This window comes from Faecalicatena faecalis (genome assembly GCF_012524165.2).
Classification (GTDB): Bacteria; Bacillota; Clostridia; order Lachnospirales; family Lachnospiraceae; genus Faecalicatena_A; species Faecalicatena_A faecalis.
Genome location: NZ_JABACJ020000001.1, coordinates 60,387 through 72,713 on the forward strand (window position 1 = coordinate 60,387; position 12,327 = coordinate 72,713).

A 12,327-nucleotide genomic window follows, 5' to 3' on the forward strand; every position below is an offset into this window, starting at 1 on the left:
AGGGCTCTTTCCTGATTTTACTGGAATTAACGAAGGGCAACTCGTAGCCCGCCAAAAAATATATGAGGAGTGAAACGTCAATGGAGAAAAACAGAATTCGTCCCATCACAAACGGAAAAAGTTCACGCATGAGCTATTCCAGACAAAAAGAAGTATTACAGATGCCGAATCTTATCGAAGTCCAGAAAGACTCATACCAGTGGTTTCTGGATGAAGGACTGAAAGAGGTATTTGACGATATTTCCCCAATCACTGATTTCAGTGGTCATCTCAGTCTGGAATTTGTAGATTTTACACTTTGCGAGGATGATGTAAAGTACACCATCGAAGAGTGTAAAGAGCGTGATGCAACATACGCTGCGCCTTTGAAAGTAAGGGTCAGACTTTACAACAAAGACAACGATGAGATCAACGAACATGAAATATTTATGGGAGATCTTCCAATCATGACGAAGACCGGTACCTTTGTAATTAATGGTGCTGAGCGTGTCATCGTCAGCCAGTTGGTTCGTTCACCAGGTATTTATTATGGAATTGCCCATGATAAATTAGGAAAAGAACTTTACTCAGCGACAGTCATTCCGAACCGTGGTGCTTGGCTGGAATATGAAACAGACTCCAATGACGTTTTTTATGTACGTGTAGATAGAACGAGAAAGGTACCGATCACAGTACTGATCCGTGCACTTGGTATCGGAACCAATGCAGAAATCATCGACCTCTTTGGTGAAGAGCCTAAGATCCTTGCAAGCTTTGGCAAAGATACGGCAGAGAGTTACCAGGAAGGTCTTTTAGAGTTATATAAGAAGATACGACCGGGCGAACCACTTGCAGTGGACAGCGCAGAAAGCCTGATCACAAGTATGTTCTTCGACCCGAGACGTTATGATCTGGCGAAGGTTGGACGTTATAAGTTCAACAAGAAGCTGGCTTTAAAGAACCGGATCAAAGGACAGAGAGTCGCAGAAGACATCGTCAGCCCACTGACAGGAGAGATTCTTGCAGAAAAAGGCACGATGATTACAAGAGAGCTTGCGGATGCGATCCAGAACTCAGCCGTACCATACCTGTGGGTAGAGGGCGAGGATGAGTCACGCAACATCAAGATTCTGTCTAATATGATGGTTGATCTGCAGGCAGTCGTTGATATCGATCCGAAGGAAGTTGGAGTGACAGAGCAGGTATACTATCCTGTACTGGCTGGACTTTTAGAAGAGTCAGCAGGGGATATCGAGGAATTGAAGTCCATGATTCGCAGAGATATCCACGACCTGATTCCGAAGCATATTACAAAGGAAGACATTTTAGCTTCCATTAACTATAACATCCATCTGGAATATGGAATGGGTAACGATGATGATATCGACCATTTGGGCAACAGACGTATCCGTGCGGTCGGAGAGCTTCTCCAGAACCAGTACAGAATCGGTCTGTCCAGATTAGAGAGAGTTGTCCGTGAGAGAATGACAACACAGGATCAGGAAGGTATTTCACCACAGTCACTGATCAACATCAAGCCGGTAACTGCAGCAGTGAAGGAGTTCTTCGGATCTTCCCAGCTGTCACAGTTCATGGATCAGAACAACCCGCTTGGTGAGCTGACTCATAAGAGACGTCTTTCCGCATTGGGACCAGGTGGTCTGTCAAGAGACCGTGCCGGATTCGAGGTCCGCGACGTTCACTATTCCCACTACGGAAGAATGTGTCCGATCGAGACCCCTGAAGGTCCTAACATCGGTCTGATCAACTCTCTTGCGACCTATGCAAGGATCAACCAGTACGGATTCGTTGAAGCACCGTACCGTAAGATCGATAAGACAGATCCGGAGAATCCGATCGTTACAGAAGAAGTTGTCTACATGACAGCCGATGAAGAAGATAATTATCACGTAGCACAGGCGAATGAGCCTCTGGATGACGAGGGACACTTCATTCACAAGAATGTATCCGGTCGTTACCGTGAAGAGACACAGGAATACGAGAGAAGCAAGTTCGATTACATGGACGTTTCTCCTAAGATGGTATTCTCCGTGGCTACAGCCCTGATTCCTTTCCTGGAGAATGACGATGCCAACCGTGCGCTGATGGGATCAAACATGCAGCGTCAGGCAGTGCCGCTTCTGACGACAGAAGCACCGGTCGTTGGAACAGGTATGGAAGTAAAGGCAGCAGTAGACTCCGGCGTCTGCATCGTTGCAGAAAAGGCCGGTGTGATCGAGCGTTCTACTTCAACTGACATCACGATCAAGCATGATGACGGAACCAAGAAGACATATAAGTTGACGAAGTTCTTAAGAAGTAACCAGAGCAACTGCTACAACCAGAGACCGATCGTTGATAAAGGCGAGCGTGTAGAAGAAGGACAAGTAATTGCAGACGGTCCGTCTACTTCTAACGGAGAGATGGCACTTGGAAAGAACCCATTAATCGGATTCATGACATGGGAAGGTTACAACTACGAGGATGCCGTACTGTTAAGTGAACGACTGGTACAGGACGATGTATACACATCTGTTCATATCGAAGAGTATGAAGCAGAAGCACGTGATACAAAGCTCGGGCCAGAAGAAATCACAAGAGATATTCCGGGTGTGGGCGATGATGCGCTCAAAGACCTGGACGAAAGAGGTATCATCCGCATCGGAGCAGAAGTCCGTGCCGGAGATATCCTGGTCGGTAAAGTAACTCCGAAGGGAGAGACAGAGCTGACAGCCGAGGAGAGACTGCTTCGTGCGATCTTCGGTGAAAAAGCACGTGAAGTAAGAGATACTTCCCTGAAAGTACCTCATGGTGAATATGGTATTGTTGTGGATGCTAAGGTGTTTACAAGAGAGAACGGTGATGAGCTGTCTCCAGGAGTGAACCAGGCAGTCCGTATCTACATTGCACAGAAGAGAAAGATTTCTGTCGGTGATAAGATGGCCGGACGTCATGGTAACAAGGGTGTTGTTTCCCGTGTGCTTCCTGTAGAAGATATGCCATACCTTCCGAACGGACGTCCTCTGGACATCGTTCTGAACCCTCTTGGTGTGCCTTCTCGTATGAATATCGGGCAGGTGCTCGAGATTCACTTGAGCCTTGCAGCAAAAGCATTAGGATTTAATATCTCCACACCAGTCTTCGACGGTGCGAACGAGATCGATATCATGGATACCCTTGACCTGGCAAATGATTATGTCAACCTGGAATGGGAAGAATTTGTAGAGAAGCACGGCGAAGAATTATTGCCGGAAGTGCTTGAATATCTGTCTGATAACAGAGAGCACAGGAAACTGTGGAAGGGCGTTCCGCTGTCACGCGATGGTAAGGTCCGCTTAAGAGATGGACGTACCGGAGAGTTCTTCGACAGCCCGGTAACAATCGGACACATGCATTACCTGAAGCTGCACCATCTGGTAGACGACAAGATCCATGCACGTTCTACTGGTCCTTACTCACTGGTTACACAGCAGCCATTAGGTGGTAAGGCACAGTTCGGTGGACAGCGTTTCGGAGAGATGGAGGTATGGGCACTGGAAGCATATGGTGCATCCTATACTCTGCAGGAAATCCTGACTGTGAAGTCAGACGACGTTGTCGGACGTGTGAAGACTTACGAAGCGATCATCAAAGGTGAGAATATCCCTGAACCAGGTATTCCAGAGTCCTTCAAGGTACTTTTGAAAGAGCTTCAGTCACTGGCACTGGATGTACGCGTACTGCGCGATGACAATACAGAAGTTGAGATCATGGAAACTGTAGATTACGGTGAGACCGACCTGCACTCCATTATCGAAGGAGACAGAAGATATCGTGATGATAATGAGCCTCTCGGGGAGCATGGATTCACGGAACAGGAATTTGTTGGGGAAGAACTTGAGGATGTGGAACCTGAGGAAGATGAATTCGAAGAAGAGGTAGAACTTGAATTCGATGAATTTATGGATGACGAAGAATAGGAGGAGCCATTTATATGCCAACAAGTAACAATGAACAACAATACCAACCGTTAACTTTTGATGCAATCAAAATCGGGCTGGCTTCACCGGAAAAAATCATGGAGTGGTCAAGAGGTGAGGTTACCAAGCCAGAGACCATTAACTATAGAACACTGAAACCAGAGAAAGACGGACTTTTCTGCGAACGTATCTTCGGACCTAGTAAGGACTGGGAATGCCACTGCGGAAAGTACAAAAAGATTCGTTATAAAGGGGTTGTCTGCGACCGATGCGGCGTTGAGGTCACAAAGGCATCTGTCCGTCGTGAGCGTATGGGGCATATTGCCCTGGCAGCGCCGGTATCCCATATCTGGTATTTTAAAGGAATTCCGAGCCGTATGGGTCTGATTCTGGACATCTCTCCAAGAACATTGGAGAGAGTCCTGTACTTCGCTTCTTATATCGTACTTGATAAGGGCGAGACAGACTTACAGTACAAACAGGTACTGTCTGAGGCTGAATATCAGGAGGCGAAGGAGAAATGGGGCTACCGTTCTTTCCGTGTAGGAATGGGAGCGGAGGCAATCCAGGAACTCTTACAGTCTATTGATCTGGAGAAGGAATACGCAGAGCTTCAGGGAGGCCTTACTAACGCAACAGGCCAGAAGCGTGCAAGAATCGTGAAGCGTCTGGAAGTAGTTGAGGCGTTCCGTGAATCCGGTAACAAGCCGGAGTGGATGATTCTGAGTGCAATTCCGGTCATCCCGCCGGATCTTCGTCCAATGGTACAGTTAGACGGTGGACGTTTTGCAACATCCGATTTAAATGATTTATACAGAAGAATTATTAATAGAAATAACCGTTTGAAGAGACTCCTTGAACTGGGAGCCCCGGACATCATCGTCCGCAACGAGAAGCGTATGCTTCAGGAAGCAGTCGATGCCCTGATCGACAACGGCCGCCGCGGCCGTCCGGTAACAGGACCTGGTAACAGAGCACTGAAGTCCCTTTCTGACATGTTGAAAGGTAAATCAGGACGTTTCCGTCAGAACCTGCTCGGAAAGCGTGTTGACTACTCAGGACGTTCCGTTATCGTCGTTGGACCGGAACTTAAGATCTACCAGTGCGGTCTGCCGAAAGAGATGGCAATCGAGCTGTTCAAGCCTTTCGTTATGAAAGAACTGGTTGCTAACGGTACTGCACACAACATTAAGAATGCCAAGAAGATGGTCGAGAGATTACAGCCAGAGGTATGGGATGTTCTCGAAGAAGTAATTAAAGAGCATCCGGTTATGCTGAACCGTGCCCCCACACTGCACAGACTTGGTATCCAGGCATTTGAGCCGATCCTTGTAGAGGGTAAGGCAATCAAGCTGCATCCATTGGTATGTACCGCTTACAATGCCGATTTCGATGGTGACCAGATGGCTGTCCATGTACCGCTGTCTGTAGAAGCACAGGCTGAGTGCCGTTTCTTACTGCTCTCACCGAACAACCTGTTGAAGCCGTCTGATGGTGGTCCGGTTGCCGTTCCTTCACAGGATATGGTACTTGGTATCTACTATCTGACTCAGGAGAGACCAGGAGCAAAGGGCGAAGGCATGTTCTTCAAGAGCGTGAATGAAGCCATCCTTGCTTATGAGAATGGATATGTGACACTGCACTCCAGAATCAAAGTCCGCGTGACAAAGACAATGCCTGATGGAACAGAGAAGACAGGTATCATCGAGGCGACCGTGGGAAGACTTCTGTTCAACGAGATCATCCCGCAGGATCTTGGATTTGTAGACCGTGAAGTGGAAGGCAATGACCTCGTACTGGAGATCGATTTCCACGTAGGTAAGAAGCAGTTAAAACAGATTCTTGAAAAAGTAATCAATACCCACGGTGCAACACAGACCGCAGAGGTACTTGACAATGTAAAAGCAATCGGTTACAAGTTCTCCACGAGAGCTGCCATGACCGTTTCTATTTCCGATATGACGGTACCGCCGCAGAAGCCGCAGATGATCGAGGAAGCTCAGAATACAGTGGATAGAATCACAAAGAACTACAAGCGTGGTCTGATCACAGAGGAAGAGCGTTACAAAGAAGTTGTTGAGACATGGAAGGCAACCGATGATAAGCTGACAGAGGCACTTCTGTCCGGTCTTGATAAGTACAACAACATCTTCATGATGGCTGACTCCGGAGCCCGTGGTTCCGATAAGCAGATCAAGCAGCTGGCAGGTATGCGTGGTTTGATGGCTGATACAACAGGACGTACCATCGAGCTGCCGATCAAGTCCAACTTCCGTGAAGGTCTGGACGTATTGGAGTACTTCATGTCTGCGCATGGTGCTCGTAAGGGTCTGTCTGATACAGCTCTTCGTACAGCCGATTCAGGATACCTGACAAGACGTCTTGTTGACGTATCCCAGGAGCTGATCATTCACGACAGCGACTGTGTGGAAGAAGGAAAAGAGATTCCAGGAATGTATGTGAAAGCATTCATGGATGGAAATGAAGAGATTGAGAGCTTACAGGAGCGTATTACAGGACGTTTCTCCTGCGAGGATATCAAAGATAAAGATGGAAATGTTCTTGTAAAAGCGAACCACATGATCACTCCGAGACGTGCGGAGAGAGTCATGAAGAAGGGCGTTGATGAGAAGGGCAATCCGTTAGATAAGGTGAAAATCCGTACCATTCTTACCTGTAAGTGTAAGAACGGTGTGTGCTCCAAGTGCTATGGAGCCAACATGGCAACAGGTGAGGCTGTTCAGGTCGGTGAAGCTGTCGGAATCATTGCCGCACAGTCCATCGGTGAACCTGGTACACAGCTGACCATGCGTACCTTCCATACGGGCGGTGTTGCCGGTGACGATATCACACAGGGTCTTCCTCGTGTCGAGGAGCTTTTCGAGGCAAGAAAGCCGAAAGGTCTTGCTATCATCACTGAGTTTGCCGGAACAGCAACAATCAGCGATACAAAGAAGAAGCGTGAGATCATCGTAAGCAACAGTGAGACAGGAGAGTCTAAGGCATATCTGATTCCATACGGTTCCCGTATCAAGGTACAGGACGGCGCGGTATTAGAGGCCGGAGACGAGCTGACAGAAGGTAGTGTCAATCCGCATGATATCTTAAAGATCAAGGGCCTGCGTGCCGTTCAGGATTACATGATCCAGGAAGTACAGCGTGTATACCGTCTGCAGGGTGTTGAGATCAACGATAAGCATATCGAGGTCATTGTACGCCAGATGCTGAAGAAGATCCGCATCGAAGAGCGCGGTGATTCCGAATTCCTGCCAGGAACGATGGCAGATGTCCTGGAGTTCAACGAAGTGAACGAACAGTTAGAGGCAGAAGGAAAAGAGCCTGCAACAGGCGAGCAGATCATGCTTGGTATCACCAAAGCATCCCTTGCTACAGATTCCTTCCTGTCAGCCGCTTCCTTCCAGGAGACTACCAAGGTTCTGACAGAGGCTGCAATCAAAGGAAAAGTCGATCATCTGGTTGGACTGAAAGAGAACGTTATCATCGGTAAACATATTCCGGCTGGTACAGGCATGAGAAAGTACCGTGATGTAAAACTGAGCACGGAATTAGAAGTTGAAGATGAGATTGACTTTGAGGAAGAGCCGGAACTGGAAGAAGAACTGGTGCTTACAGAAGAAGAATAGAGATAAAGTAAATATGACAGCAGTACGCAAAGGAGCTATATTCTTTTGCGTACTGCTTTTTTTCGTCCTCTAACTCATCAAAAAGTTCTTTGGGCAGGAGAAAATGTTCAGAATCACAGGAGAAACACTTATGAGGGAAATCTTTTTTACAAAAACAGGCAGTTTCCTTGTGTTTCTTGTGAGAATAAAGTATGATTAAACTAGCTATATAATGTGGGGGGCGGCATGGGAATGGACAGTTTAGACAGGTCTTACCTGGCATTTAGATCGGACAGAATTTTATATCTGTTGCCATTGAATGAAGTGGAGCGAATCGTGGACGGGAGGCTGGAAACAGAAGGGATTTTTGTTGATTTTTCTGAACTAACGGGTAGAGAGAAAAGGGACAGAAAAATGAGATACCAATATGGGGTTCTTTTTCATTCAGGATCGGATGACGTGAAAGCGGCGGAATGTCCGGGGATTTTGGTTGAAGAGATCGAAGGAATCCTGGAAAACGGGAAGCTGGAAGAATTTACACTTAAAAGTCCTGTGAGAAACTGTCAGAACAATTTCATAAAGGCCGCTGCCAGGATACGGACGGAAGAATTCGAATCAGTGGGATACATTCTTGATATCAGACAGCTGAGCAATCGATTTTTAGAACAAAGGGAAAAAGAAGAGAAGAGTAGCCAGGACGAAGAGAGGTCTATAAAAGAAGCAGAGATAGGTACAGAACCGAATGGAACGGTCGATCAAGAGAGGACGGGCCATTCTCACAAAATAAGAATTCATAATGAGGCGAATGGTCCCTGCAGTATGGATCTGCCGGAAGAATCCGTATATGATTCTAAAGGGACATTATTACAGACTATTATCCTGGAACGAGAGGATCAGGTGCTGTATGCAGAGAAGACCATGGTTACAGCCGTTGTTATGAGGCCGGAGATATGGAAAGTACCTGGAGAATCGAGCAGGGGTCTTGGGATTTCCTTCTATGAGGGGGATTTGGTCATATACTATGACCAGTTCGAGGAAGAAAAGGGAATCGAACAGTCACAAGAGCGGATGGAGTTCGCGTGCGGCATTATATTCAGGACAGAAGAAGGGAATCTTGCCGGGTTGGCAGGAGACTCTACAGGAGAAAAGGAATTCTCTCAAGAGGATATGGATGACATAGTATCTGTGGGAAGTGGGATTTGGGTGAGAAGAAGTGATTAGGCTGACGGATCAGGAGTTTTTGGACGTAGTAGAGTATTTCCGTAAGAATTACGGAATCAATCTGAAGAATAAAAAGATATTGATTGAATGCAGGATGGCAAAGGAGTTGGAGCGGTGCAAGGTATCGAATTTCGGAGATTACTTGAAGCTGCTTAAGAAGGACAGTGGAGGGGATATTGCAGGAGGGATGGTGAATCGGCTCACGACAAATTATACATATTTTCTGCGTGAACCGGCACACTTTACTCTCTTAGAGGAGCAGATATTCTCAGAGCTTTTGGAGAAGAAGCGGTATGGACCGCTATATATTTGGTGCGCCGGATGTGCGACCGGGGAGGAGTGTTACACCCTGGCGATGTGTATGGACGAATACCAGGAGAAGAATGGATGTACGCTCAATGCCAGGATCATTGCCACAGATATTTCAGAGGAAGTCCTTGAAAAGGCGGAAAAGGGAGTTTATCCGAAGCGTGAGATTGAGGATATCCCTCCATCCTGGCAGGAAAAGTACTGCAGGGAGATAAAGAAGAACAGTTTTTGTGTAGCAGAGGAACTAAAGTATAATATCAGGTTCATGAAACATAATTTGATGGAGCCTCTTAAGGAGACCGGCAGGTTCGATGTGATTTTTTGCAGGAATGTCATGATTTATTTTGATAAGTTTTCCAGACAGCGTCTGGTGTCAATGCTGGAGGAGAATCTGAATCCCGGGGGCTATTTGTTCATTGGACATGCGGAGCTTCTGGCACGGGACGAGACAAATCTGGAACAGGTACATCAGGCGGTGTACAGGAAGAGAGAGACGATATAGGCAGTCGGGTACAGTTGGAAAGGTTGAGGTGGATGATGGATGCAAAGATAATGTTAGTGGATGATGCAATCTTTATGAGGATGACGATACGTAAGGTGCTTGAGAAGAATGGATATACCAATATACTGGAAGCGGCTGATGGGGAAACTGCGGTCCAGATGTACTATGAGGAGAAGCCCGACCTGGTCCTGCTTGATATTACCATGCCTGGGAAGTCAGGAATTGATGTATTGGAAGAGATTTTGGAATATGACCCTGCAGCAAAGATCGTGATGTGTTCTGCAATCGGTCAGGAGATGATGATACAGAAGGCGATTGGATGCGGGGCCCAGGAATTCATCGTAAAGCCGTTCAAGCCAGAAGAACTGCAGCAGGTCGTAAGGTACGTTCTGGAGAGTTAGTACAGATGAGAGGAAATGAGAATGAAAGAATATATTAAGAACCTGAGGGTCGGGAAAAAGCTGATGACGTCTTTTTTAGTCGTGATCGGATTATATATGATAACCGTATTTGTGTCTGTATATAACATCAGTAAGCTTTCTGACAGGATGGGCCAGATGAGCGAGGGACCTTTTGAGAATGTCGAGACTGCGCATGAGACCAGTGCAAATATCCAGCTCGTAGGCAAGAATCTGGCGGTATTGGTAAATAAAGAGAACGAAGTGAATGAAGCAGAATATCTGGAGAATACAAAGGCGGCTGCATCGAAGGCAGAAGTGGGAATTGAAAAGCTTAAAAAGGGCTATGCAGGCGGGAAGAATCATGTAGAAGCCTATGTGGAGGAGTTTGAAAGTTTAAGAGTAATCAGAGACAAGCTGATAAACTGTTTAGAGCGGAGAGATAAGACGACCGCATGTCAGATATACTTTAATGAGTATGAACCGCAGACGGAAAAGGTGAGGACACTTTTGAATGGTGTAATCGATGCATCCGACGAGGACGTGCAGGAGAGTCTTACGGATACAACATTTTCAAACAAGCAGATTCTTTTGTTTATTCTGGGACTTGCTGTTGTTTGTGTTTTTTGTACGGTAGTTCTATGCATCGGAATCACAAGGAGCATTGTAACACCTGTAAAAGAAGTAAAACGTGCTGCCAATCAGATTTCGAATGGCCAGCTGCGTATCGATCTGTCATACACTTCTAAGAATGAGTTCGGGAATCTTGCCGATGACATCCGCTCGACGGCTAAGACACTGGATTCATATGTATCTGAGATTCAAAGAGGCTTGTATGCCTTAGGAAATGGAAAGCTGAATTATGACACCTCATTCCAGTTTAAAGGCGATTTTATCAGAGTTGGCGAATCCATGGAGATGATCGGGAAGATGCTGCGAAATTCCATCCAGCAGATCAGCAGCAGTGCTGAACTGGTTTCAGGTGGTGCTGAGCAGGTCTCCAATGGCGCCCAGGTATTGGCCCAGGGGGCTTCGGAACAGGCAAGTTCAATCGAGGAGCTTGCGGCAAGTATCAATGAGATTGCTGAGAGTGTGAGCACCAACGCAGATAATGCGGCCAAATCCAGTGAATACGCGGCTAAGGTAGGAAATCAGATTCTTGAGAATAATAATCAGATGCTTAAGCTGAAAGAGAGCATCAGACAGATTCAGGAGAACTCAAAAGAAATCACAGGTATTGTCAAAGAGATAGAAGATATTGCATTTCAAACGAATATCCTGGCTCTCAATGCTTCTGTAGAGGCGGCCAGAGCGGGAGAAGCAGGAAAAGGCTTTGCGGTCGTGGCAGGAGAGGTGCGCAGGCTTGCGGCTAAGACGACAGGTGCTTCTAAGCTGACAGCGGAGCTTGTCGAGAAGAATACAGAGGCAGTGCGTGAGGGATATGAGGCATCACAGATGACTGCACAAACGCTGCAGAGTTCTGTAGAGGGCGCACAGACAGTCAATGATATGGTGGGCAATATATCAGAACTTTCAGAGCAGCAGGCGGATGCGGTTGCCCAGATCAGAAAGAGTGTAGAACTGATATCCGATATTGTACAGGGGAACTCAGCTACGTCCGAGGAAAGTGCTGCAGCCAGTGAAGAGCTGTCGGCACAGGCGCAGATTTTGAAAGAACTGGTGGAGCAGTTCGAACTGTAAAGGCGGAAGAAGGGGACGCAGATGGAAAATTATGCAGAGTTGGATAATGTGGCAAAGGATATTTTGAAAGAGCTGGGGAATATAGGGACGGGGAATGCAGTTGCATCTTTGGCAGTCATGATGGAGCATCCCTTTGAGGTTGGTATTCCAATGGTACGTTTTGTAAAGTACCAGGATGTATTTAGTGAATTGGATATTCAGGAAGATGTTCAGGCAGGAATTTTGATTCGTGTATTCGGTGAGCTGAAAGGGATGTTCTTATTCTTGATGGATGAGGCGTTCACACGGGCCGTGCTGGATGGAATGCTGGAGAAAAAGGAGCGCAACCTGACTTCCCTTGATGAGATGGAACGGTCTGTTTTAAGTGAACTCGGGAATATTATGTGCGGGTCCTATATACGCGCTCTCTCCCAGGTGACGGGAATGGAGACAGATGTATCTGTGCCGGATATGTGTGTGGATATGGGCGGAGCAATCTTAGGAGTGCCGCTGGCCAGACATATCAAGGTAAGTGACGATGTGCTGCTGATTGAGAATGTATTCCGCATGGGAGAGGCATCCTTTGTCGGCCGGATACTCTTCTGGCCGGAGAGAGAGTCGATGTCCGCGATGCTCAATAAGCTCAGGGAGTAATT

7 protein-coding genes are annotated in these 12,327 nt (G+C 46.9%); all 7 read left to right on the forward strand.

All coding sequences use genetic code 11. The features are described 5' to 3' along the window. The first annotated feature begins 80 nt into the window (after positions 1–80). The 7 genes from rpoB to HGO97_RS00295 all read left to right on the forward strand — a co-directional run bounded on the left by rpoB (position 81) and on the right by HGO97_RS00295 (position 12,325). Positions 81–3,938: a DNA-directed RNA polymerase subunit beta gene (gene rpoB, locus HGO97_RS00265; RefSeq protein WP_216238283.1), complete on the forward strand. Its 3,858-nt coding sequence runs from the start codon at positions 81–83 to the stop codon at positions 3,936–3,938. A 14-nt stretch (positions 3,939–3,952) separates the two neighbouring features. Then, complete coding sequence (rpoC, locus tag HGO97_RS00270) at positions 3,953–7,582, forward strand: DNA-directed RNA polymerase subunit beta' (protein ID WP_216238285.1); 3,630 nt, start codon at positions 3,953–3,955, stop codon at positions 7,580–7,582. Between the two features lie 231 nt (positions 7,583–7,813). After that, on the forward strand, positions 7,814–8,782 hold the full coding sequence (locus HGO97_RS00275; protein WP_216238287.1) for a hypothetical protein: 969 nt from the start codon (positions 7,814–7,816) through the stop codon (positions 8,780–8,782). Then, a complete protein-coding gene (locus HGO97_RS00280) occupies positions 8,775–9,593 on the forward strand; it encodes a CheR family methyltransferase (RefSeq protein WP_216238288.1) in 819 nt (272 codons plus the stop codon). Before HGO97_RS00275 ends, HGO97_RS00280 begins: the two co-directional genes overlap by 8 nt. 35 nt (positions 9,594–9,628) lie before the next feature. Further along, a complete protein-coding gene (locus tag HGO97_RS00285; RefSeq protein WP_216239160.1) occupies positions 9,629–9,994 on the forward strand; it encodes a response regulator in 366 nt (121 codons plus the stop codon). 21 nt (positions 9,995–10,015) lie between these two features. Next, positions 10,016–11,692 (forward strand): HAMP domain-containing methyl-accepting chemotaxis protein, encoded by a 1,677-nt coding sequence (locus HGO97_RS00290; protein ID WP_216238290.1) that lies wholly within the window; start codon positions 10,016–10,018, stop codon positions 11,690–11,692. A 21-nt stretch (positions 11,693–11,713) separates the two neighbouring features. Further along, positions 11,714–12,325, forward strand: a complete 612-nt coding sequence (locus HGO97_RS00295; protein WP_216238292.1) for a chemotaxis protein CheC — start codon at positions 11,714–11,716, stop codon at positions 12,323–12,325. The last annotated feature ends 2 nt before the right edge of the window (positions 12,326–12,327 follow it).

Excerpts from the sequence above, each read along its gene's own strand:
- HGO97_RS00290 (WP_216238290.1), top strand. The coding sequence starts at position 10,016 with ATGAAAGAATATATTAAGAACCTGAGGGTCGGGAAAAAGCTGATGACG.
- HGO97_RS00295 (WP_216238292.1), top strand. The coding sequence starts at position 11,714 with ATGGAAAATTATGCAGAGTTGGATAATGTGGCAAAGGATATTTTGAAA.
- HGO97_RS00285 (WP_216239160.1), top strand. The coding sequence starts at position 9,629 with ATGGATGCAAAGATAATGTTAGTGGATGATGCAATCTTTATGAGGATG.
- rpoC (WP_216238285.1), top strand. The coding sequence starts at position 3,953 with ATGCCAACAAGTAACAATGAACAACAATACCAACCGTTAACTTTTGAT.
- HGO97_RS00275 (WP_216238287.1), top strand. The coding sequence starts at position 7,814 with ATGGACAGTTTAGACAGGTCTTACCTGGCATTTAGATCGGACAGAATT.
- rpoB (WP_216238283.1), top strand. The coding sequence starts at position 81 with ATGGAGAAAAACAGAATTCGTCCCATCACAAACGGAAAAAGTTCACGC.